Source organism: Duganella vulcania (genome assembly GCF_009857655.1).
GTDB lineage: Bacteria > Pseudomonadota > Gammaproteobacteria > Burkholderiales > Burkholderiaceae_D > Rugamonas > Rugamonas vulcania.
The window spans coordinates 1-21599 of sequence record NZ_WWCX01000020.1; the positions used below are offsets into that span (position 1 = coordinate 1).

Sequence of the window (21599 nt, forward strand, 5' to 3'; positions counted from 1 at the left end):
TGGCGCTGGCCGCGCTGGCCGTGACGATGGTGCTGGGCGGCCTGCTGGCCGGCGCCTTCGCCTGGCCCGGCGCCACCGGCTGGCCGCTGGCCCGCCTGACCGACCTGCACGCCATGTGGGGCCTGCAGGGGTGGGTCGGCCTGCTGGTGATCGCCATCGCCTTCCAGGTGGTGCCGATGTTCATGGTCACGCCGCCCTATCCCGCGCTGCTGACCGGCTGCTACACCACCGCCATGTTCCTGCTGCTGACGGCATCCTCGCTGTCGAGTGGCCTGCAAGGGCCGGCCCGCCTGTTCCACGAGGCCTGCACCGTGCTGCTGGGCGCCGGCTACGGCGTGTTCGGCGCCTGCACCCTGTACCTGCTGGCGCGCCGCACCCGCCCGACCGCCGATCCCACCACGCTGTACTGGCGCACCGCGATGGCCAGCGTGCTGGCCGCGCTGGTGGTGTGGCTGTGGCCTGCGGAGTCGAATGCGCGCCCGCTGCTGCTGGGCGTATTGCTGGTGGCCGGCGTCGCGCAATCGGCCATCCACGGCATGCTGTACAAGATCGTGCCCTTCCTGACCTGGTACCACCTGCGCGAAGAGGCGCCAAGCCCCGGACACAAGCTCCCCGGCATTAACAAGATCATTCCCGAGTCCCGCGCGAAGTGGCAGTTCTGGGCCCACGCGGCAGCCTTGCTGCTGCTGGTGGCCGCCTGCCTGCGCCCCGACGCGCTGGCCCGGCCGGCCGCCGCCCTGATGTGCGTGGCCTGCCTCTGGCTCTGGTACAACCTGGCCACGGCGGCGCGCCTGTACTGGCGGCTGCGCCCAGCGTCCGGCTCCCCCTTATCCGTTACGGCACCAACATGAATACCGAAAGCTATCTCGAAGACTATCTGCGGCAAGCCAGGCCGCGCCTGAACACCATGCTGGTACTGATGTTCAGCGAAGCCCAGTTATTCGGGCAAAAGAGCCAATGGCTGGCCAGTGCCATCACGCTGATGGAGCCACTGGGCTTCCAGGAGCGGGCGATCCGCACGGCGCTGTTCCGCCTGACCGAACACCAGGCTATCCGGGTCGAGCGCCATGGCCGCCGCAGCCTGTGCATGCTGACCCCGGCCACGGCGGCCGCGGTGCGCGCCGCGCGCCAACGGCTCGACATTCCGCCGGCCCGCAGCTTCGCCGAAGAGTGGACCATCCTGGTCAACAGCGGCGGCATCAGCGCCGCCCGCTACACCGCCGCGCGCAAGCGCCTGCTGGCACTGGACTACTGCCCGTTGGCGCACAACCTGCTGGCGCGGCCAGCATCGTACTGCGCCGGCATCGAGGGCGCGTCCGCCTCGGAAGACCACGGGCTGGCGTCGTTCGACGTCAGCGGCACGCAGTTGGCCGCGGCGATGCGCCAGCCGCTGTTCGGCCGCAGCGAATGGGACCTGGATGCCGCCGACGCGTTGTATCGCGAATTCCAGCAGCGCTTCCAACCCTTGCGCAAGCTGCTCGACCAGCACGGCGCCATCAGCGACGCGCAAGCTTTCGCGATACGGCTGCTGGTGAGCCACGGCTACCAGCATTGCCGCCGCGCCGATCCGCTGCTGCCGCAGGAGCTGCTGCCGGTTTCGTGGCCGGCGATGGCCGCCTACCAGACCTACGTGGCCCTGTACTGCCGCTGCGCCGGACAGGCGCGCCGCCATATCCAGACGGTGACGGCCGCCGCGGCGGCGCCCAGCCCTGCCCCCGGCGTCGCGCGGATACGCCGCCCGCTACTTACATCCGACCATGTGCTGACGGCATAAGGTCCATACATTCAGGAGAAACCTATGGAATCCATCATCGAGACCTTCTACAACGGTCCCACCTTGAGCGTCACCATCAGCCGCGAAGGCAGCCGCATACACCGCCTGATCGACGACATCTGCCAACCGCTGCGCGCCAACAAGACCGTGGTGCGCCGCGACCCGATGGTCGAAGCGCTGTTCGGTGCGGCCAGCCCGCGCGCGCCCATGGCGGCCGTGGCGTCGCCGGGCAGGAAACGCTGACGCGGTCAGAACGCGCCGACGTAGTTTTCCGCCAGCGCGGTCGCCATTGCGCGCGAGCTGACCACGCACTCCAATTCGGCGCGCTGCATCTCGCGCTGGAACGGCGTGGCGTCGGCGAAGGTGTGCAGCAGGCTGGTCATCCACCACGAGAAGTACTCGGCGCGCCAGATGCGCTTCAACGCGGCATCCGTGTAGCCTTGCAGGCGATCGTCCCGGCCCTGCCGGTAGAACTGTTCCAGCCCCTGCGCCAGCACGTTCACATCCGACACCGCCAGGTTCATGCCCTTGGCGCCGGTCGGCGGTACAATGTGGGCCGAGTCGCCGGCCAGGAACAGGCGTCCCGCCTGCATCGGCGTCGACACGAAACTGCGCATGCCAATGATCCCCTTCTGGAAGATGCGGCCCTCGTTGACGCGCCAGCCGTCGTTGTTCTCCAGCCGCGCGTGCAGCTCGGCCCAGATCCGGTCGTCCGACCAGTTGTCGACGTGATCGGCCGGATCGCACTGGAAGTAAAGGCGCTGCACCGTCGGCGTGCGCTTGCTGACCAGCGCAAAGCCACGATCGTGACGCGCGTAGATCAGCTCATCCGATGACGGCGCCGATTCCACCAGGATGCCGAACCACCCGAAGCCGTAGTTGCGGGTGAAGTCCTCGCGGCCCTGCGGCGGCATGGCCGGCCGCGTCACGCCATGGTAGCCATCGCAGCCGATGACGAAATCGGCATCGATGCGCGCCGCCTCGCCCGCACGCACAAAACTCACAGACGGCGTGGTGGTGTCTACGCCTTGCAGCTGCACGCCGCTGACTTCGAACAGCAGCTGCCCCTGCGCGGCCAGGCGTGCCGCCACCAGGTCCTTGATCACCTCATGCTGCGGATAGACGGTGATGGCCTTGCCGGTCAATTCGGTCAGGTCGATGCGGTGGCGCCGGCCGCCGAAAGCCAGTTCCACGCCGTGGTGCAGCGCGCCCTCGGCCTTCATGCGGGCGCCGACGCCGGCGTTGGCGAGGATGTCCATCGTGCCCTGTTCCAGCACGCCGGCGCGGATGGTCGCCTCGATGTCGGCGCGGCTGCGCGTCTCCAGCACGATCGATTCGATGCCGCTCAAGTGCAGCAGATGGGATAGCAGCAGGCCCGCTGGGCCGGCGCCGATAATGGTTACCTGGGTACGCATGTTGTCTCCGATATGGTGTTAGTGTGCCGCCATCGTAGCGCCGGGCCATCGCAAAAAAAATGGATGAATCGGCATAAAACTTGTACTATTTCGACACCCATCCACTTCCATCGGCGCCCGCCTCCATGACCCGCAACGCAAAACCGGCACCGCCAGACGTCCCGCAGTTCGCCCTGTACGGCGAGCAAACACGGGTGGAAAACGCCGAATTCGTGCATATCGAGCTGATAGAAACCCGCAGCCGGGTGCACCACTGGCACATCGAAAAGCATACCCACGCCGGCCTGTTTCAGGTACTTTTCCTCTATGGCGGCGAAGTGCGCGCCAGCGTCGACGGCGCCGTCTGGGAATGCCGCGCGCCGGCCGTCATCACGCTGCACCCGTCGGTGGTGCACGGCTTCGACTTCTCGGCCGAGGCGCACGGCTACGTGCTGACGGTGGACCAGAACGTGGTGTTCGCGGTGGCGGAGAACCACGGCGACCTGTACTCCCCGCTGTTCGTCGAACCGCTGATGATCGACCTGTCCGGCCAGCCGGAGCTGCGCGCGCGCCTGGAGTCGCTGCTGCAAAACCTGCTGACGGAGGCGGCGTGGCCGCAATACGGCCACACGCTGATGCTGGAATGGCTGGCGCGCAGCGCTTTGCTGTTGCTGGTGCGCTTGCACGCCGAGCGGCGCCTGGCCGACCAGTCGGGCCGAAGCGACTTCGAACTATTCAGCCGCTTCCGCGCCGAGGTGGAACGGCGCTACAAGGAACAATGGCAAATCGGCCAGTATGCCGAGGCGCTTAGGGCCACGCCGACGCGGCTCAATCGCCTGTGCCTCAAGCTGTCCGGCAAATCGGCCTTCGACATCACGCAGGACCGGCTGATGCTGGAGGCTTGCCGCAAGCTGACCTACCTGCCGTCCAGCATCGCCAGCATCGCCTACGAGCTGGGGTTCCAGGATCCGGCCTACTTCAGCCGCCTGTTCAAGAAGCGCATGGGCCGGACGCCGAAGGAGTTCCGCGCCGGTTGATTCAAGCCTCACCGCCGTCGAACACCACGCGGTTGCGGCCCTGCGCCTTGGCGCGGTAAAGGGCGGCGTCGGCCTGGCCGATCAGCTCCAATGGCGTCAGCGGCTTGGCCGGATCGAACTCCTTCACGCCGAAGCTGGCCGTGACATCGATGGCCTTGCCGTCGCCGATCGGCACCGGCGCCGCTTCGATCACACCGCGCAGGCGCTCCAGCTGCGCCTTGCCGCGCGCCTGGTCCAGCTCCGGCAACAGCAGCAGGAACTCCTCGCCGCCATAGCGGCCCACCAGGTCGCTGGATCGCACCGCGCCGCCGAGACGCGCCACTACCTCGCGCAGCACGCTGTCGCCGGCCAGGTGGCCGTGGGTGTCGTTGATGCGCTTGAAGTGGTCCAGATCCAGCAGCACCACCAGGAAGGGCCGCCGCAGCTGGCTCGCGCGCAGCACTTCCTGCTCCAGGTATTCCATCATCGCGGCGCGGTTCCATGCCTTGGTCAGGCCATCCTGCATGGCGCGCAGGCGCAGCGCATCCTGCGACTTCTCCAGCTCCCGCGTGCGTTCGCTCACCAGTTCCCGCACCAGTTTCTCCATCCGCGCTGTCCTGCGGGTCAGCGCGCGGATGCGGTAGCGGTGGAAGGCGAAGACCGCGCCAGCCAGGGCCAGCGCGCACAACACGTAGAACGCCGTGGTCCGCCACCACGGCGGGGTGACGGTGAAGCCGATCTCGCGCAGCGCCGGCATCGCCCCCGTCTCCACATCCGTGATCCCGAACTGCAGGCGATAACGTCCAGGGGCCAGCGACGCATAGCGGATATCGGGCGCCGCCGACTGGGACCATCCCTGCTCCAGCCCATCCAACCGGTAGCGGAAACGCAGTCCGGCGCGGTGCTGGTACGTGAGACTGGCCAGGCTGAAATTGAGCGCTTCGTCACTCCAACGCAAGGACGCGCCGTCCTGCAAGGCGATGTACTGGCCGCCGCGCATGACATTCTCCAGCACCGCGTCCACCGCCGGCAGCGGAAACAGGCGCTCAGGATGCAGAACATGCGAAACGCCGTTGCTGGTGGCGATCCACATCGAGCCGTCGGCGTCTTCATAAAATCCGCGCCCGTTGACATCACTCCAGACCAGGCCATCGTCCTGGTCCAGCCGCCGCAAGCGTTCGCCGTTGCGCACCACGATGCCGGCGTCGCTGCCCATCCACAGCCATCCACGCCGATCCATGTGCAAGGCCATGAGGGACAGGCCTGGCAAGGGCGCCGCCAGACGCAGTTCGATCCCTCGCTTGCCGGGCGCCGCCCGCCATAAGCCGGTGCCCGAGCTGCCTATCCAGAACGAGCCATCGGCCGCGCAGGCGATCGTCGAGAACGAGTCGGTGCCGTCCGCGTCCAGCAGCTTGTGGCGTTGCCAGCGTCGCCCGTCATATTGCAGCAGCAGATGCTCGCTGATGAACCACAGATCGCCGTTGGCGCTTTGGCAGCTGCTGTTAATGGATTCATCGGTCAGATCGCCCAAGGCGGCCGAACCGGGCGCCAGGCGTGGCTGGCCACCCAGCTCGGGATGCTCCAGCAGGTACACGCCGTTGCTGGTGCCTATCCAGAGCGCGCCGTCGCGGTCCATGCGCAGGTGCAGGATGGGCGGCAGCGTCGCCACCTGAACCTCGACCCCGGTCGCAGGATCATGCCGGAACAGCAGGCCGAGGTAGGTCCCCGCCCAGACCCTGCCACTGCGGTCCACCGCCTGATCCGCCCACTGGTGATCGGCATGCGCGGCGATCGGGCGCAGAGCGCCCTGTTCCAGCAATGCCGGCCCGGATCGCGAACCCACATGCATGCGCCCCTGGCCGTCGCGTGCGAATGACAGGACGACGTCGTCCTGCAAGCCCTGGGCCGAGCTCCAGTTTTCCCATTGGCCGTAGCCGCGCCATTGAACCAGTCCCCGGCCGCGCGTGCCCAGCCACAGGCCGCCGTCGCGGTCCACCAGCGTGGCGTTGACGCCGCCCGCGCTCCGCAAGCCGTTACCTGGGCCGAAGAACTCCCAACGGCCGTCGCGCCAACGCGCCAGGCCGGTGTCGGTATTGGTGAACACAGCTCCCGCGCCATCATCGCCCAGCGCCGACAATTGGGATGCCTTGTGCATCACGTCACTGGGCGGCGCCCGGTCGACAAACCGGGTAGCGCCAGGCGGCAGCGCGATAACACGAAGTTCGCTTCGCGCCCAAAGCGTGCCGTCGGCGGCTGGCAGGATGGTCCTCCAATAATCGACAGGCACGCCGGCCGCCTCGCCCCAGACGGTGACGCCGGCATCATTGGCGCGGCACACCGATCCGCCGCAGCCTAGCCAAAGGCCGCCGCTGTCCACGGCGACGCTGCTGATATCCTCCAGCTTGGGCTGGTCCTTGAGCTGGCGAGCCGAAAAATATGGTTCGATGACAGCGCCACCCGGCTTGTCGGTGAGCCGGTACAGGTGCCGCGCGCTGACGAACAACAGCGGGCCGTCGCGGCCCGGTGCGAACATCTGGCCGGCCCAGATGGACAGGTGCTTGCCCTGGTACTGCAGCGGCACCAGGCGCTCGCCCACCCGCCGGTACAAGCCTTCGCCGGTCCCTACCCACAGCTGGTCGCCTTGCGCCAGCAGCGCCGTGATCCCGGTTTGCTGCAAGCCCTGATCCCGGCCGTAACGCTCGAACCGCGCGCCGTTATAGCGGAACAGGCCATTCTCCGTGCCCAGCCAGAGGTAGCCAGCGCGGTCCTGCACCAGCGCCATCACGCTCAGGTTCCCCAGGCCGTCCTGCTGGGTGAAGTACCGCAGCGGCAATTGCTGTGCGCGGGCCGCGCCCAGGCACAGGAGGCAGGCCGCCAGGCGCGCCAGCGTCCGCGCCAACACACGGGAATTCAAGAGGTTCACTATCATTTCGCTACAGGTTCGGTCGATCGAGGCTCTTATCCAAGGCAGTATTGCCGATTTGCAATGACGACGCAACCGGTCCCGCACCGCTTTACAACAACGCGTTCAGTTCCACCTGCATCTTGATCAGCGCCGGCAGGCAGCGCTCCACCATCTCCTCGCGCGGCATGCGGCCGGCGTGGACGCTGATGTTCATCGCCGCCACCACGTCGCCGCGAAAATTCTTGAGCGGCACGGCGATGGTGCGCAGGCCCAGTTCCAGCTCCTGGTCCACCAGCGCGTAGCCTTGCGCGCGGGCGCGCGCGATCTCCAGCGCAAGGCGCTCCTTGCTGACGATGGTGTGCTCGGTGATGCGCTCGGGCTGCGCGCGTTCCAGGAAGACGTCGATCTGCGGCTGCGGCAGGTGCGCCAGCAGCACGCGGCCATTGGCGGTGCAGTAGGCCGGCACGCGGGTGCCCGGCTGCAGCGTGACCGACACCAGCTGCCCGGCGCTGACGGCGGCCACGCACACCAGCTGGTCGTGATCAAGCACGCCGGCCGATGCCGCCTCGCCCAGCGCGTAGGCCAGCCGGTACAACAAGGGCTGCACGATGCGCGGCAGCCGCGCCGAATGCAGATACGATTGGCCTAGCCGCAGCACCATCGGCGTCAACGCGAACAGCTTGTTCTCGTGCCGCATATAGCCCAGGTGCGTCAGCGTGATCAGGTAGCGGCGCGCGGCGGCGCGGGTCAGGCCGGTGCGCTCGGCCACCTCGGCGATGCTCAGGCGGCTGCGCTCCTGGTCGAAGGCGGCGATCACCAGCAGGCCTTTTTCAAGGCCGGCCACCATGTCGCGCGCGGCGGGTGCGTCGTTTTCAGTGGTCATAAGCGAGAAAAATGGCGATTTGTGCGAGTATCGCACAAAATGGGCGCATAGCGAATTTCATCCGACGGCGGCGTATTGTGACGCCCAGGCGCTTTCCCTAACATGGTTGCCACACAAACCAGAACAACCAACAGGAGGCCCGTCTTGAAATTCGATGCCATTCCGTCCGGCGTCTACCCGGAACTGATCTACCCCTCGTACAAGTCCACGCTCAAGCGCGGCCCCGCCCAGCCGCTGCTGCGCATCCGCGCCGGCCAGCCGGTGGAGGACAACCTGATCCCCTCGCCGCGCATCCTGCTGCCCAACGATATGGACCTGACGGCGCACGGCCACGGCGCGCCGCTGGGCGAGAAGATCGTCGTCACCGGCCGCGTGGTCGACGAAGACGGCAAGCCGGTTCGCAATTCGCTGCTGGAGGTCTGGCAGTGCAACGCGGCGGGCCGCTACTGGCACAAGAAGGACCAGCACGACGCGCCGCTCGATCCCAACTTCTACGGCATCGGCAAGATGATGACCGACGACGATGGCCGCTACCGCTTCGTCACCATCAAGCCCGGCCCCTACCCGTGGGGTAATCACGAGAAGGCCTGGCGCCCTGCGCACATTCATTTTTCCCTGTTCGGCAATGTGTACGCGCAGCGCCTGGTCACGCAGATGTACTTCCCCAACGATCCGCTGTTCGCCTACGACCCGATCTTCCAGAGCATCCCGGACCTGGCCGCGCGCCAGCGCCTGATCTCCCGCTTCAGCCTGGAGTACACCGACAGCGACAAGATGCTGGGCTATGAATTCGATATCGTACTGCGCGGCCGCGACGCCACGCCGATGGGCATTTAAAGGAGTTCCCGCATGAGCCACATTACCACTGCGATCACCACCTCGCAAACCATCGGACCGTTTTCGCACGCAGCCTGGCAGTGGGCGGTCGACGCCAGCGCCGCCGCCACGCTGGAAACCAGCGCGCCAACCATCACCATCAGCGGCACGATCTACGACGGCGACGGCACGCCGATCAACGACGCCCAGATCGAAGCCTGGCAGCCGGAAGCCGCCGGCGCGGAAGCGGCCCAGGCGCTGCCTGGCTTCCGCCGCGTGCCCAGCGGAGAAAAGGGAGAATTCAGCCTGCGGCTGTCGCAATGCGCGGCGCCGGTGAGCGGCGCCCCGGCCACCTTCATCACCGTGTTCGCGCGCGGCCTGGTCAAGCACCAGTTCACCGCCGTGTTCCTGGAGGACGACAGCGGCCTGGCGCAATCGGAGATACTGGCGCAGGTGCCCGCGGAACGCCGCGCCACGCTGGTCGCCCGCAAGACCGCGCCGGGGGTCTATCATTGGGACATCTGGATGCAGTCCGACAAAGAGACCGCATTCTTCGACTATGCCTGACCTGCCAGCGGAGTTCAATTGAGCGTATCCATCTTCGACAGTTTCCTCACCACGCCGGACATGATCGCCGTCTTCGACGACGCGGCGATCGTGCAGGCCATGCTGCGCTTCGAACAGGCGCTGGCCGAAGCGCAGGCCAGGCAAGGCATGCTGCCGGCGCAGTCGGCGCGCGCCATCGCCGGCGTCTGCAACGCGCAGCTGTACGACATCCCGGCCATCGTCAGCGCCGGACGCCGCGCCGGCAGCCTGGCCATTCCGCTGGTGCGCGAGCTGACGCGGACCGTGGCACTGTACGACGCCGAGGCGGCGGCCCGCGTCCATTGGGGAAGCACCAGCCAGGACGTGATCGACACGGCCATGGTGCTGGCCACGCGCGACGCCTTGCAGCTGCTGGACGACGGCCTGCACGACCTGACCGGCCACGTGCTGCAGCTGGCGGACCGGCATGTGGCCACGCCGGTCCTGGCGCGCACGCTGATGCAACCGGCGCAGGTAAGCAGCTTCGGTTTCAAAGTGGCCGGCTGGCTGGCGCCGCTGGTGCGGGCCCGCGCGCGTCTGCGCGAATGCGCCACCCGCGCGTTGCAGCTGCAACTGGGCGGCGCGGTCGGCACCTTGTCCGTGATGGGCGAACATGGCACGGCGGTGGCGGCGCAGGTGGCGGCGGACCTCGGCCTGAAGGTCGCGGATGCAACCTGGCACACGCAGCGCGACGAGTGGGTGCGACTGGGATTGGAAGTGGCGGTCCTCACCGGGAGCCTGGGCAAGATCGCCACCGACATCAGCCTGATGGCGCAGGGCGAAATCGCCGAACTGGCCGAACCGTCCGGCAATGGACGCGGCGGCTCCTCCGCCATGCCGCACAAGCGCAACCCGGTATCGGCCATGATCGCGCTGGCCGCCGCCACCCGCACGCCGCAGCACGCGGCCGCGCTGCTGGCCAGCATGGGTCAGCAGCATGAACGAGGCCTGGGCAACTGGCAGGCCGAACTCGCCGAATGGCCAACGCTGTTCCTCAGCGCGCACGGCGCCCTGCAAGCACTGAACGACGCCCTCGCCGGCCTGCACGTCGATCCGGCCCGCATGCGGCGCAATATCGACGCCTTGCAGGGACTGGTGTTCGCCGAGGCGGCATCGGCCTGGCTGGCCGCCAGCATCGGCCGCCCGGCGGCCCACAGCCTGCTGGAAGCGATGAGCGCCGAGGCGCTGGCCAGCGGACGCAATCTGGCCGAGGTGCTGGCCGATGGCGTGCGCGCGGACGAGCAGTTGCGCAAGCAGGTCGATCCGGCCGCGCTGGCGACGCTGTTCGATCCCGCCGCCGCGGCGCTGCCGGCCCAGCGCCTGGCGCAGCATCAGCTGCAAAGCCTGCGCGAGCAGATCGCGGCACTGAACTCCACCCCATTCCCTCACAGGACATCCGCATGAGCTTCGATCCCATCGACCACGATTTCGAACGTGGACTGAACAACCGCCGCGCCATCCTCGGCGACGCCTGGGTGGACAAATCCCTCGCCAACGCCAACAGCTTCAACGCCGAGTTCCAGAACATGATCACACGCTTTGCGTGGAACGACATCTGGGGCCGTCCGGGCCTGGAACAGAAGACCCGTCGCGCCATGGTGCTCGCCACCACCATCGCCTTGGGCCGCTGGGAGGAATTCGAACTGCACGTGCGCGCCGCGCTGCTGGGCGACGCGGCCAACCGCCTGTCGCCGGACGAATTGAAGGAAGTGCTGATGCAATCGGCGATCTACGCCGGTGTCCCCGCCGCCAACACCGCCTTCGGCCACGCGATGGCGATCCTGCGCGAAGTCGGTCCCCAGATCGGCTACACGCTGGAGCCGGCGTCGCCTGCCGCCTCCAACCATCCCGGCATCGGCCGCGAGGGCCGCAGTGCCGGCCAGCCCGCGCTGCACTACACGGTGCGCGAACCGCGCAGCGGCAAGGCGCCGCGCCACACGGTGGTGCTGAGCCACGCCCTCGGCTGCGACCTGACCATGTGGGACAGCCTGGCCAACCAACTGGCCACCGACTGCCGCGTGATCGCCTACGACCATCGCGGCCACGGCGCCTCGTCCGCACCGCAAGGCTTGTACACCATGGCCGACCTGGCCGACGACGCAGCCGCGCTGCTACGCGAACTCGATACCGGCCCGGTTGTGTGGATAGGCTTGTCGATGGGCGGCATGGTCGGCCAGGAGGTGGCGCTGCGCCATCCGTCGCTGGTGCGCGCGCTGGTGCTGGGCAACACCACCTCCCGCTATCCCGAGACAGCGCGCGAAGCGTGGCAGCAGCGTATCGCCACCGTGCGCGAACAGGGCATCGAGGTGATCGCCGACGCGGTGATGGGCCGCTACTTCCACGACGCCTTCCGCGCCGAGCACGCGGCCACTGTGGCGCGCTTCCGCCGCCGCCTGCTCAGCACAGACAGCACCGGCTACATCGGCTGCTGCAACGCGGTCGGCACTGTGGACACGACGGACCGGCTGGGCGCCATCGCCGTGCCCACGCTGCTCATCGCCGGTGAGCTGGACCAGGGAACTCCGGTCGCCATGTCGCAGATCGTGCAGCAAGCCATACCCGGCGCCGCGCTGGTCGTACTGCCCGGGGCGTCGCACCTGGGCGCGGTCGAACAGCCGGCGCTGTTCGCGGCGGCTGTCACAGGCTTCCTGGCCGGTTTGTAGACGCGTTAAACGCCCGGATCGCGCACCTTGTCGGTCTGGTCGAACTCGATGTTGAAGTAGGAGCCAGCGTTGGCCTCGGCCTTGCGGATGTACACGGTCTGCACGATGTCGCGCGTGGCGGCGTCGATGCTGACCGGGCCGCGCACGCTGGTCCACGCCATGCCCTTCATCGCCGCCAGCAGCTTATCGCCGTCGCTGTCGCCGTTGGTCTGCTTGAGCGCCTGGTACAGCAGGTGCATGCCGTCATAGGCACCGACCGAATGGAAGTTGGGCCGCATGCCCGGATTGGCCTTGCCGAAGGCTTCCACATACGCCTTGTTCTCCGCCGACGGATGCGCGGCCGAGTAATGGTGGCTGCTGACCACACCGGCGGCGGCCTGGCCGATGCTGGCCATCAGGTCGTCGTCCAGCACATCGCCGGTGCAGATCAGCCGTATGCCGGCGGCGGCCAGCCCTCGCTCGGTGAACTGCTTGAGCACCGCCGCGCCCTCGCCCGACGGCACGAACACAAACAGCGCATCCGGTTTCAAGTCCCGCACCCGCGCCAGGAACGGCGCGTAGTCCGGATTGCGAAGCGGTGCGCGCAGGCTGTCGGCCACCTTGCCGCCGCCTTCAAGCAGGCCTTTGACGAACACCTTCTCCGCATCCAGCCCCGGTCCATAATCGCTGACCAAGGTCACCGCAGTCCTGATCTTGTTTTTGGACGCCCAATGAGCCATCGGCGCCGTCACCTGCGCCAGCGTGAAGCCGGTGCGCACGATGTACGGTGACCGCTGCGGCACAGCCGACGCGGCGGCTGCCATCACAATCATCGGCACCTTGGCCTGCGTGGCGACCGGCGCGGCGGCGAAGGCCAACGGCGTGAGGCCGAAGCCGGCCAGTACCTGCACCTTGTCGCGCGAGACCAGTTCCTGCGCCAGCCGCTTGGTCACGTCCGGCGCCACGCCGCCGTCGTCCTTGAGGATGATCTCGATCGGACGCCCTGCCACGCTGGCGCCGTTCTGGCGCATGTACAGCTTGACCGCCGCCTCGATCTGGCGGCCGGTGGAAGCGAAAGGTCCGGACATCGGCACAATCAGGCCGACCTTCAGCGGTTCGGCGGCGCGGGCGAAAGTGGGCAGCGCGCCGGCCGACAAGGCGGCGGCGCCCAACAGCAGGTGGCGGCGTTGGTGGTTGATACGGTCTGGCATGGTGTCTCCTATTTTTTATAAGTCCAACAACAGCGTCGGGGTCTTGGAACGGGAACAGCAAGGGGTGAACTGGTCGTTGGCGGCTTGCTCCGACTCTTCGAGGTACAGGTCGCGGTGGTCGGGCACGCCGTCTAGCACGCGCGTCAGGCAGGTGCCGCAAACGCCCTGCTCGCACGAGGCGGGAATGAACACGCCGGCGTCGTTCAACACGCGCAACACGGAGGTGCCGGCCGGGATGGCGTACACCTTGCCGCTGGAGGCCAGCTTCACCTCGAACGGCTGGTCGCCATCGGCTGCCGGCACGGCGGCGGCGCCGAAGTATTCAAGATGTAGCTGGTCCTGCGGCCAGTCCTGCGCCTTGGCCGCTGCCTTGACGTGGTCGATGAATCCGGCCGGGCCGCACAGGTAGATGTGGGTGCCGCGGTCCAGTTGCGCCAGCAGCGCGGGCAGGTCCAGCTTTTGCGCGGCGTCGCCACTGTCGTAATGAAAGTGCACCTGCGCCGCGAACGGGGCGTCGGCGATGCGCTGGCGGAACGCGGTGCGCTCGGGCGAGCGCGCGCAGTAGTGCATCTGGAACGCCGCGCCGCGCGCCGACAGCGCTTCCGCCATCGCCAGGATCGGCGTGACGCCGATGCCGCCCGCCAGCAGCAGGCTTTGTTCAGCATCGGCCAGCGGGAAGTGGTTTTTCGGTTCGCTGATTTGCAGCGTGGCGCCGGCCCGCACGTCATCATGCATGCCTTTCGAACCGCCGCGCGACGATGGATCGCGCAGTACGCCGATCAGGTAGCGGTGGCGCTCATGCGGCGGATTGCACAGCGAGTACTGCCGCACCAGGCCCGGGCCGACATGCACGTCGATATGCGCGCCCGCCGTAAAAGCCGGCAGCGCGGCGCCGTCGGCGCTGACCAGCTCATAACTGCAGATATCCTCCGCTTCCGCATGCCGGCGTTCGACACGCACTTGCAGCAAGCCGGCGCTCATGCGCCCTGCTCCTTCTCCATCCACTGGTCCAGAATGCGGCGCGATTGCACGCCGCCGGCATCGATGTTCAACATCAGCAGCTTGCGCTCCGGGTGGCGCAGGATGTTGGCCTGCTGGAGCTCCAGCATCTCACGGTCCTCGCCGAAGATCTTGCCCTGGCCGGTGCGGATGGAGTCCGTCAGTTCCTTGTCGTCCGGTTTGAAGTTGCGGGCCATGCCCCAGAAGTACCAGTGCGAGGTTTCGGTTTCCGGCGTGATGAAGTCGACCACGATGCTGGACGCCTTGTGCTCCGGCGCCGCGTCGTATCCGCCTTTGCCCGCGTGGGCCACGCCAACTTCGATCATCACATGGCTCGGCGGCGTGAAGCGGCAGATCTGCCAACGGTCCACCGGCACGTCGTCCGCCAGGCCGTTGCCGCGCAGCGCGGCGCGCCAGAACGGCGGCGCCATGATGTTCTCCATGTAGCGGCTCGTGATGACCTGCTCGCCCTCGACCTTTGTATTGACGGGCGCCTCGTCGATCTCCTTCTGGCCAATGCTCGACGCATGCACATAGGTCTCGTGCGTCAGGTCCATCAGGTTGTCGATCATCAGGCGGTATTCGCAGTTGATGTGATACAGGCCGCCGCCGTAGGCCCAAGCAGGATTGTCCGCCCATTCCAGATGATGGATCAAGGCCGGATCGGCCAGTTCACGGTCGCCGGTCCAGACCCAGATAAATCCGTAGCGCTCCTCCACCGGATAGCTGCGGATGCAAGGGAAGCCACGCACGCGCTGGCCCGGCATGCTGATCACCTTTCCGTCGCAGCCCATCTCCAGGCCGTGGTAGCCGCACACCAGTTGGCCGTCGCGCACAAAGCCCAGCGACAGCGGCGCGCCGCGATGCGGGCAGAAGTCTTCCACCGCCGCGACCTTTCCTTCAGCGCCGCGATAGAACACGATCTTCTCGCCGCAGATCTGGCGCCCCAGCGGCTTGGTCTCGATTTCGTCCGGGGTACAGGCCACATACCAGGTATTTTTTGGGTACATCGCGTCTCCTTGTTTTGGTTATTATTCAGTGCACTGAATGTTGTAGAGTATAGTCCGTAAACCGGCGATGTAAACAGCCGGGATGAATTCTTTTCGCAGAGACCACGCCATGCCAGAAACAGAGAGTCAACTGACCAGCCTATTCGAACATCCGGGCCATTTGCTGCGGCGCGCGCAGCAAATCTCGGTGTCGATTTTTTACGATGAAATGGGCAGCGAGCTGACGCCGGTGCAGTACGCGATGCTGCGCAATCTTGAGAGCCACGGAGGCATCGACCAGGTGTCGCTGTCGGCCATCAGCGGCATCGACACTTCGACCGGCGCCACCGTCTGCGCGCGCCTGGAGGAAAAGGGCCTGCTGACGCGCACCGTGATTCCGACCAACCGCCGCCAGCGCGCCCTCACCATCACCGGCGCCGGCGAACAGCTGCTGCGCGATTTGATCCCCGGCTCCCAGCGCTTACGCCGGCGTTTGCTGGCGCCGTTGACCGGCGCCGAGCAGCTGCAGTTCATGGCGCTGCTGACCAAGCTTGTGCAGGAAAACAACGAGCAAAGCCGGGCGCCGTTGAGCAGCGCCGCACCTGCGGCGCGCATGGAAGGCTGAAAAACATAGTGTGCGGTTGCCGCACAAAGGTCTTTTAATCGCACACAGTTCAAGTATCATGGGATTGGCCGCCCGTCGTTCGGGTGGACCGATAACCACAACAGGAGACCCCATGAAACGCTATGCCATCGCCGGCCTGACCGCCATGCTGCTTATACCCGCCCTGCCCGCGCTCGCACAGAACGCCGCCAGGACCGCCGCCACCGAACTCGCGGAAAAAGCGGTGGCCACCATCCAGAAAGCCGGCGTGGAGCAGGCCTGCAAACAGTTCGCCGATCCAAAGGCCGGATACATCCAGGGCGACGTGTATGTCGTGGTGCAGGACATGCAGTGCAAGATGGTGTGCCATCCGCTGCTGCCTAAAATGAACGGCAAGGACATGACCGAACTGAAAGACTCCAACGGCAAATACTTCACCCAGGAGATGAAGAAGATCGCGCTGTCAGGGAAGCCGGGATGGGTGGACTATGTCTGGCCCAACCCGACCTCCAAGGCGCTGGAGCCCAAGTCCGCCTTTGTACAGAGGGCGGATGAAAAATACATGGTCAGTGTCGGCATCTACGATAAAAAGTAAGCTGGCGCGCCAGCCGCGGGCGCGGTAAGCTGGTGGCGGCATCGCAGAATGCCGCTACCATCAAAACAGGAGTCGTCATGAAACGTTACGTTATCGCCGGCCTGACCGCCGCGCTGCTGGCCCCCGCCCTGCCGGTCCTCGCGCAAACCGCCACCAAGGCCGACGCCATCGCCCTGGTGGACAAGGCCGTGGCCAACATACAGAAAAAAGGGATAGAACAAGCCTGCAAAGACTTCGCCGACCCGAAGGGCGGCTTCATGCAGGGAGACTTGTATGTGTTCGTGCAGGATGGGCAGATGATGATGGTCTGCCACGCCGCCACGCCCAAGATGAACGGCAAGGACATGTCCCAGCTGAAGGACGCCAACGGCAAAAAGTTCGTGCAGGAGATGCGGGATGTGGCACAGTCGAAGAAACCCGGCTGGGTCGATTACGTCTGGGTCAATCCCGTCACCAAGGCGCTGGAGGACAAGACCTCCTATATCCGCCAGGCCGAGGATAAGTACACCGTCGGCGCTGGCATCTACAAGCCTAAATAATCCCCCGCCTCACGCCACGGCGACCAGGCGATCGAGCTTGTCGCCGTCGGCCAGCAGGCTTACGCTGTCCGAGTCGTGCACGATGCGGCCGCGATCGAGCACGATGGCGCGCTGTGTCAACGACAACGCCAGCCGCGCATGCTGCTCCACCACGATCACCGACATGCCCTCCTCCTTCACCAGCCGCCGTATCACCTTCACCAGTTCCTGCACGATGATGGGCGCCAGTCCCTCCATCGGCTCGTCCAGCAACAGGATGCGCGGATTGGTCATCAGCGCGCGGGCGATCGCCACCATCTGCTGCTCGCCGCCTGACAGCTGGTTGCCCATGTTGGCGCGGCGTTCCGCCAGCCGCGGGAAAATCTCGTAGATCTTCTGCAGGTTCCAGCGGCCTGGCCGCGCCACCACCGTCAGATGCTCCTCCACCGTCAGCGACGGGAACATGTGCCGCTCCTGCGGCACCCAGCCCAGGCCCGCGCGCGAACGCCGGTGCGTGGGCATGCGCGCGATGTCGCTGCCGGCCCAGCGGATGCCGCCGCCGTGCAGCCGCGTCAATCCCATCAGCGTCACCAGCAGGCTGGTCTTGCCGACGCCATTGCGGCCCAACAGCGCCAGGCTGTCACCCTCGTTCAGTGTGAACGATACATCTTCGAGAACGATGGACTCGCCGTAACCGGCGGTGACTTTATCGAGCGCCAGCAATTCAGCCATGTTCGGCCTCCCCCAGATAAACTTCCTTCACGCGCGGGTCCGCCGCGATCTCCGCCGGCGTCCCTTCGGTCAGCACCTTGCCGCCGACGAGCACCGTGATGCGGTCGGCGAAGCGGAACACCAGTCCCATATCGTGTTCGATGAACAGCACCGTCACGTCGCGCGGCAGCTGCGCCAGCACTTCGAACAGCTCCTTGCTCTCCGCCTGCGGAATGCCGGCCGCCGGCTCGTCCAGCAGCAGGATGCGCGGCTTGGTCGCCAGCGCCAACGCGATCTCCACCAGCCGCTGCTTACCGTAAGCCATGCTGCGCGTGACGCTGTTGGCCTGGTCGGTCAGCTTGAGCGTCGCCAGCAAGGCCATCGCCTCGTCGATCACGTCGGCGTGTTTGGCGACCGTCTTGTACCACACCGATTGCAGGCCGCGCCGCTCGCACACCGCCAGCGCCACCGATTCCAGCACCGTCATGCCGGCGAACAGGGTGTTGAGCTGGAAGGTGCGCGTCATGCCGCGCCGCACCCGCTGGTGCTGCGGCAGGTGCGTGATGTCCTCGCCGCCCAGGTAGACCTTGCCGCTGCTGGGCATGAAACCGCCCGTCAGCAGGTTGATGAAGGTGGTCTTGCCGGCGCCATTGGGGCCGATCAGCGCGTGGCGCGCGCCCGGTTCGAAGGTCAGGCTTACGTCGCTGTTGGCGACGAATGGGCCCCAGCGCTTGGTCAAGCCTTCCGTGCGCAGAGTGATGTCCTGGCTCATGCCTGCTCCTTCCGTTTGAAACTCGACGCCATTTTTTCCAGGCCGCCCAGGATGCCGCCGCGCGCAAACAGCACGATCACCATTAACAGCAGGCCGATATAGAACTGCCAGTAAGCGGGATTGAGGCCGGCGATGTAATCCTGCGCCAGCATGAACACGGCGGCGCCAACCAGCGCGCCGTAAAGCCGGCCGGTCCCGCCCAGCACCAGCATGATCAGCAGCTCGGCCGAGCGCGGGAAGCCCAGCGAATCGAGGCCGACGAACTGCGTCGTCTGCGCCAGCAGCGCGCCCGCCAGGCCGGCCACCGTGGCGGCCAGCGTGAACACGGCCACCAGGCGGCGGTTGACGTTCACGCCCAGCGCCGGCATGCGCCGCACGCCCTCACGGATGCCGACCAGGCTCAAACCGAATGGCGACTTCACCACCCGCCGCAGCACCACGAACACGATGAACAGCACGGCGAAGCTGTAGCAGAAAGCCACGTTGCCGTTCAAATCGAATTCGAAGGCGCCGAACAATTTACCGACCACCATGCCGGACAAGCCGTCCACGCCGCCGGTGAGGAAGGATGCCTTGTTGGCCGCCTCGAACAGCATCAGGCCTATGCCCAGCGTGACCATCAGGCGCGTCAAGTCCTGGCCGCGCACCACCAGGAAGGAGACGACGAAGCCGAACAGGCCCGCCACCGCAGCGCCGGCCAGCAGGCCGCTGAATGGTTCGCTCCAGCCGTGCACCGACAGCAGCCCGGCGGTGTAGGCGCCCAGCCCGAAGAAGGCCGCATGGCCCAGCGAGACGATGCCGGCATAGCCCAGCATCAGGTCCAGCGACAATGCGAACAGGCCAATGATCATGATCTGGCTGATCAGGACCAGATAGCCGGGGAAGGCGAAATACGCGGCCACCGGCAGCAGCCAGAAGGCGATTTCCAGCGGCGACCAGCGGTCGTGCGGCAAACGGAGTTGGCTCATTCTCTGCACCTTGTTGACGGCGGCGGGCGCCGGTTTGACTTCCACTTCAGCGAAGGCGTTCATGCTTTCCTCCTGATCAGGCCAGCCGGGAACAGGATCAGCAACACCACCATCAAGCCGTAGATGACGAAGGCGCCGACCTGCGGCACGTAGTATTTGCCGGCCACGTCGAACACGCCAAGGATCACGGCCGCCAGCAGCGGCCCCTTGATGGTGCCCGCGCCGCCGACGGCGACGACCAGCAGGAAGTAGACCATGTATTTGATCGGGAAGGTCGGGTCCAGGCCCAGCACATCGATGCCCAAGCCACCGCCCAGGCCAGCCAGGCCGGAACCCAGCGCGAAGGTCAGGCTGAACACCAGGCCCACGTTGATGCCCAAGCCTGCGGATGCGGTCTGGTTGTCCACCGAAGCGCGGATCTGCGCGCCGAAGCGGGTACGCTCGATCAGCAGGCCCAGTGCCACCGTGACCAGCACCACCACGCCGATCAGGAACAGGCGATACGCGCCCACCTCAAGACCGAACAACGGCACCTGGCCACGCAGCCAGTCCGGCAGCGTCACCGGCTGCTGCGAAGGGCCGAACAGCCAGGTCGCACCGGCCACCGACATGAAAGTCAGTCCGATCGAGAACAGCACCTGGTCCAGATGGCTGGCGCGGTACAGGCGGCGGTACAGCAGGCGCTCCAGCACCAGTCCCGCCGCTGCGGAGGCCAGGAAGGCCAGCGGCAGCGACGCCAGGAACGGCACGCCGAGCCGGGACAGCACCGTCACGCTGACGTAGCCGCCCAACATGGCAAAGGCGCCGTGCGCGAGGTTAATGAAGTTCATCATGCCCATCGTGACCGACAGGCCGACACTGATGAGGAACAGCAGGCTGCCGTAGGCGATACCGTCAAACAGCACGCCGGCGAAGTTGACTAGCATGTCCGCCTCCTCGATTGAATAGTCTTATACATTTTTTGTCTCCACTACTTCTCTACAAACCACATTGAATCACACTCTTTCGATGATCATCGCGATGCCCTGCCCCACGCCGATACACATCGTACACAGCGCATAACGGCCCCCGCTGCGATGCAGCTGGTAAGTCGCCGTGGTGACCAGGCGCGCGCCGCTCATGCCCAGCGGATGGCCCAGCGCGATGGCGCCGCCATTGGGGTTGACGCGCGCATCGTCGTCGCGCAGGCCAAGCTGTCGCAGCACGGCCAGGCCCTGCGCGGCGAAGGCTTCGTTCAATTCGATCACGTCCATCTGCTCCAGCGTCAGGCCGGTCTGGCGCAGCAGCTTTTGCACTGCCGGCACCGGACCGATACCCATCACACGCGGCGCCACGCCGGCCGTCGCCATGCCGACGATGCGTGCCAGCGGCTTGAGGCCGTGGCGTCCAACCGCGTCGCCGCTGGCGATCAACAGCGCGCAGGCTCCGTCGTTGATGCCGGACGCATTGCCGGCGGTGACACTACCCTCGGGCCGCACCACGCCTTTCAGCTTGGCCAGCGCTTCGATGGTGGTGGCGCGCGGATGCTCGTCCTGCTTGAACAGCACCGGCTCGTCGCCCGCAGCGCGGCGGCTTTGGGGCAGCGTGACCGGCACGATCTCGCGCTCGAAGATGCCTTCGGCGATGGCGATCGCGGTCTTGTTCTGGCTCGCCAGCGCAAACGCATCCTGGTCGGCGCGGCTGATGCCGTAATCCTGCGCGACATTCTCCGCCGTCTCCGGCATGGTCTCCACGCCGTAGGCTTCCTTCAGCGCCTTGTTGATGAAGCGCCAGCCCATGGTGGTGTCCTGCAGCGATGCGTTGCGGCTGAACGCCGCATCGGGCTTGCCCATGACGAAAGGCGCGCGCGTCATCGACTCCACGCCGCCGGCGATCATCAGGCAGGCATCGCCGGCCTGGATCGCGCGCGCCGCCGTGCCGATGGCGTCCATGCCCGAGCCGCACAGGCGGTTGACGGTGGAACCCGGAACCTCCTGCGGCAGCCCGGCCAGCAGCGCAGACATGCGCGCCACGTTGCGATTATCCTCGCCGGCCTGGTTGGCGCAGCCGTAGATCACGTCATCGACCTCCTCCCACTGCACGCCGGGATTGCGGCGCATCAGTTCACGCAGCGGCACGGCACCCAGGTCGTCGGCGCGCACGTCTTTCAACGCACCGCCGTAGCGGCCTATCGGGGTGCGGACCGCATCGCAGATATATGCTTCGTTCATCTCGTAC

General features: G+C 66.5%; 21 protein-coding genes and 1 pseudogene. 11 read left to right on the forward strand and 11 right to left on the reverse strand.

What is annotated here, in order from left to right; genetic code table 11:
* From GTP90_RS13945 to GTP90_RS13955, 3 genes and pseudogenes are all read left to right on the forward strand, one after another.
* Positions 1–851, forward strand: a pseudogene (locus GTP90_RS13945) (permease); the annotation flags it as partial.
* Complete coding sequence (locus tag GTP90_RS13950; RefSeq protein ID WP_161084117.1) at positions 848–1774, forward strand: PaaX family transcriptional regulator C-terminal domain-containing protein; 927 nt, start codon at positions 848–850, stop codon at positions 1772–1774. The pseudogene GTP90_RS13945 and the gene GTP90_RS13950, both read left to right, overlap by 4 nt.
* A gap of 24 nt (positions 1775–1798) precedes the next feature.
* On the forward strand, positions 1799–2017 hold the full coding sequence (locus tag GTP90_RS13955; RefSeq protein WP_117011105.1) for a hypothetical protein: 219 nt from the start codon (positions 1799–1801) through the stop codon (positions 2015–2017).
* Positions 2018–2022: 5 nt separating this feature from the next.
* On the opposite strand, the gene GTP90_RS13960 is transcribed toward GTP90_RS13955, so the two are convergent.
* On the reverse strand, positions 2023–3189 hold the full coding sequence (locus GTP90_RS13960) for a 4-hydroxybenzoate 3-monooxygenase (protein WP_161084118.1): 1167 nt from the start codon (positions 3187–3189) through the stop codon (positions 2023–2025).
* A gap of 125 nt (positions 3190–3314) precedes the next feature.
* On the opposite strand from GTP90_RS13960, the gene GTP90_RS13965 reads away from it, so the two are divergent.
* Complete coding sequence (locus tag GTP90_RS13965; RefSeq protein WP_161084119.1) at positions 3315–4205, forward strand: helix-turn-helix domain-containing protein; 891 nt, start codon at positions 3315–3317, stop codon at positions 4203–4205.
* Position 4206: 1 nt separating this feature from the next.
* Here the strand turns inward: GTP90_RS13965 and GTP90_RS13970 are convergent, their stop codons facing one another.
* Complete coding sequence (locus GTP90_RS13970; protein ID WP_161084120.1) at positions 4207–7107, reverse strand: ligand-binding sensor domain-containing protein; 2901 nt, start codon at positions 7105–7107, stop codon at positions 4207–4209.
* 91 nt (positions 7108–7198) lie between these two features.
* On the reverse strand, positions 7199–7972 hold the full coding sequence (locus tag GTP90_RS13975) for an IclR family transcriptional regulator domain-containing protein (RefSeq protein ID WP_161084121.1): 774 nt from the start codon (positions 7970–7972) through the stop codon (positions 7199–7201).
* Positions 7973–8116: 144 nt separating this feature from the next.
* Here GTP90_RS13975 and pcaH point away from each other — a divergent pair, with 144 nt between their 5' ends.
* From pcaH to pcaCD, 4 genes are read left to right on the forward strand one after another with little or no spacing between them, the layout of a single operon-like run.
* The gene (gene pcaH / locus GTP90_RS13980) at positions 8117–8809 is read left to right on the forward strand and encodes a protocatechuate 3,4-dioxygenase subunit beta (protein ID WP_161084122.1); all 693 of its coding nucleotides are present in this window, start codon (positions 8117–8119) and stop codon (positions 8807–8809) included.
* Positions 8810–8821: 12 nt separating this feature from the next.
* Positions 8822–9355 (forward strand): peptidase associated/transthyretin-like domain-containing protein, encoded by a 534-nt coding sequence (locus GTP90_RS13985; protein WP_161084123.1) that lies wholly within the window; start codon positions 8822–8824, stop codon positions 9353–9355.
* A gap of 18 nt (positions 9356–9373) precedes the next feature.
* Complete coding sequence (gene pcaB, locus GTP90_RS13990; RefSeq protein WP_161084124.1) at positions 9374–10777, forward strand: 3-carboxy-cis,cis-muconate cycloisomerase; 1404 nt, start codon at positions 9374–9376, stop codon at positions 10775–10777.
* Complete coding sequence (pcaCD, locus tag GTP90_RS13995; protein WP_161084125.1) at positions 10774–12036, forward strand: bifunctional 4-carboxymuconolactone decarboxylase/3-oxoadipate enol-lactonase PcaCD; 1263 nt, start codon at positions 10774–10776, stop codon at positions 12034–12036. The genes pcaB and pcaCD overlap by 4 nt, the downstream gene beginning before the upstream one ends.
* Positions 12037–12041: 5 nt before the next feature.
* Here the strand turns inward: pcaCD and GTP90_RS14000 are convergent, their stop codons facing one another.
* Genes GTP90_RS14000 through GTP90_RS14010 form a run of 3 tightly spaced genes read right to left on the reverse strand, consistent with a single transcriptional unit; the run spans position 12042 to position 15235 of the window.
* The gene (locus tag GTP90_RS14000; RefSeq protein WP_161084126.1) at positions 12042–13226 is read right to left on the reverse strand and encodes an ABC transporter substrate-binding protein; all 1185 of its coding nucleotides are present in this window, start codon (positions 13224–13226) and stop codon (positions 12042–12044) included.
* A gap of 15 nt (positions 13227–13241) precedes the next feature.
* On the reverse strand, positions 13242–14207 hold the full coding sequence (locus tag GTP90_RS14005; protein WP_161084127.1) for a PDR/VanB family oxidoreductase: 966 nt from the start codon (positions 14205–14207) through the stop codon (positions 13242–13244).
* On the reverse strand, positions 14204–15235 hold the full coding sequence (locus GTP90_RS14010) for an aromatic ring-hydroxylating dioxygenase subunit alpha (RefSeq protein WP_161084128.1): 1032 nt from the start codon (positions 15233–15235) through the stop codon (positions 14204–14206). The genes GTP90_RS14005 and GTP90_RS14010 overlap by 4 nt, the downstream gene beginning before the upstream one ends.
* A gap of 109 nt (positions 15236–15344) precedes the next feature.
* On the opposite strand from GTP90_RS14010, the gene GTP90_RS14015 reads away from it, so the two are divergent.
* The 3 genes from GTP90_RS14015 (at position 15345) to GTP90_RS14025 (ending at position 16952) form a co-directional block, all read left to right on the forward strand.
* The gene (locus tag GTP90_RS14015) at positions 15345–15839 is read left to right on the forward strand and encodes a MarR family winged helix-turn-helix transcriptional regulator (protein WP_161084129.1); all 495 of its coding nucleotides are present in this window, start codon (positions 15345–15347) and stop codon (positions 15837–15839) included.
* Positions 15840–15951: 112 nt separating this feature from the next.
* Positions 15952–16413, forward strand: a complete 462-nt coding sequence (locus tag GTP90_RS14020; RefSeq protein WP_161084130.1) for a cache domain-containing protein — start codon at positions 15952–15954, stop codon at positions 16411–16413.
* 77 nt (positions 16414–16490) lie between these two features.
* Positions 16491–16952, forward strand: a complete 462-nt coding sequence (locus tag GTP90_RS14025; RefSeq protein WP_161084131.1) for a cache domain-containing protein — start codon at positions 16491–16493, stop codon at positions 16950–16952.
* 9 nt (positions 16953–16961) lie between these two features.
* Here the strand turns inward: GTP90_RS14025 and GTP90_RS14030 are convergent, their stop codons facing one another.
* The 5 genes from GTP90_RS14030 to pcaF all read right to left on the reverse strand — a co-directional run bounded on the left by GTP90_RS14030 (position 16962) and on the right by pcaF (position 21592).
* The gene (locus GTP90_RS14030; protein ID WP_161084132.1) at positions 16962–17663 is read right to left on the reverse strand and encodes an ABC transporter ATP-binding protein; all 702 of its coding nucleotides are present in this window, start codon (positions 17661–17663) and stop codon (positions 16962–16964) included.
* Positions 17656–18414, reverse strand: a complete 759-nt coding sequence (locus GTP90_RS14035) for an ABC transporter ATP-binding protein (protein WP_117011121.1) — start codon at positions 18412–18414, stop codon at positions 17656–17658. The genes GTP90_RS14030 and GTP90_RS14035 overlap by 8 nt, the downstream gene beginning before the upstream one ends.
* Positions 18411–19382, reverse strand: a complete 972-nt coding sequence (locus tag GTP90_RS14040; RefSeq protein WP_254451862.1) for a branched-chain amino acid ABC transporter permease — start codon at positions 19380–19382, stop codon at positions 18411–18413. The genes GTP90_RS14035 and GTP90_RS14040 overlap by 4 nt, the downstream gene beginning before the upstream one ends.
* Before the next feature lie 59 nt (positions 19383–19441).
* Complete coding sequence (locus GTP90_RS14045) at positions 19442–20308, reverse strand: branched-chain amino acid ABC transporter permease (RefSeq protein ID WP_161084134.1); 867 nt, start codon at positions 20306–20308, stop codon at positions 19442–19444.
* A 69-nt stretch (positions 20309–20377) separates the two neighbouring features.
* Positions 20378–21592 carry a 3-oxoadipyl-CoA thiolase gene (gene pcaF, locus GTP90_RS14050; RefSeq protein WP_161084135.1) on the reverse strand — a complete coding sequence of 405 codons (1215 nt, stop codon included), beginning with the start codon at positions 21590–21592 and terminating at the stop codon, positions 20378–20380.
* Positions 21593–21599: the final 7 nt, after the last annotated feature.

Coding starts and splice junctions, on each gene's coding strand:
- GTP90_RS13965 (WP_161084119.1), top strand. CDS start 3,315: ATGACCCGCAACGCAAAACCGGCACCGCCAGACGTCCCGCAGTTCGCC.
- GTP90_RS14035 (WP_117011121.1), bottom strand. CDS start 18,414: ATGAGCCAGGACATCACTCTGCGCACGGAAGGCTTGACCAAGCGCTGG.
- pcaCD (WP_161084125.1), top strand. CDS start 10,774: ATGAGCTTCGATCCCATCGACCACGATTTCGAACGTGGACTGAACAAC.
- GTP90_RS14025 (WP_161084131.1), top strand. CDS start 16,491: ATGAAACGTTACGTTATCGCCGGCCTGACCGCCGCGCTGCTGGCCCCC.
- GTP90_RS13950 (WP_161084117.1), top strand. CDS start 848: ATGAATACCGAAAGCTATCTCGAAGACTATCTGCGGCAAGCCAGGCCG.
- GTP90_RS13985 (WP_161084123.1), top strand. CDS start 8,822: ATGAGCCACATTACCACTGCGATCACCACCTCGCAAACCATCGGACCG.
- GTP90_RS14045 (WP_161084134.1), bottom strand. CDS start 20,308: ATGCTAGTCAACTTCGCCGGCGTGCTGTTTGACGGTATCGCCTACGGC.
- GTP90_RS13955 (WP_117011105.1), top strand. CDS start 1,799: ATGGAATCCATCATCGAGACCTTCTACAACGGTCCCACCTTGAGCGTC.
- GTP90_RS13960 (WP_161084118.1), bottom strand. CDS start 3,189: ATGCGTACCCAGGTAACCATTATCGGCGCCGGCCCAGCGGGCCTGCTG.
- pcaF (WP_161084135.1), bottom strand. CDS start 21,592: ATGAACGAAGCATATATCTGCGATGCGGTCCGCACCCCGATAGGCCGC.
- GTP90_RS13975 (WP_161084121.1), bottom strand. CDS start 7,972: ATGACCACTGAAAACGACGCACCCGCCGCGCGCGACATGGTGGCCGGC.
- GTP90_RS14000 (WP_161084126.1), bottom strand. CDS start 13,226: ATGCCAGACCGTATCAACCACCAACGCCGCCACCTGCTGTTGGGCGCC.
- GTP90_RS14005 (WP_161084127.1), bottom strand. CDS start 14,207: ATGAGCGCCGGCTTGCTGCAAGTGCGTGTCGAACGCCGGCATGCGGAA.
- GTP90_RS14040 (WP_254451862.1), bottom strand. CDS start 19,382: ATGAGCCAACTCCGTTTGCCGCACGACCGCTGGTCGCCGCTGGAAATC.
- GTP90_RS14015 (WP_161084129.1), top strand. CDS start 15,345: ATGCCAGAAACAGAGAGTCAACTGACCAGCCTATTCGAACATCCGGGC.
- GTP90_RS14010 (WP_161084128.1), bottom strand. CDS start 15,235: ATGTACCCAAAAAATACCTGGTATGTGGCCTGTACCCCGGACGAAATC.
- GTP90_RS14030 (WP_161084132.1), bottom strand. CDS start 17,663: ATGGCTGAATTGCTGGCGCTCGATAAAGTCACCGCCGGTTACGGCGAG.
- GTP90_RS14020 (WP_161084130.1), top strand. CDS start 15,952: ATGAAACGCTATGCCATCGCCGGCCTGACCGCCATGCTGCTTATACCC.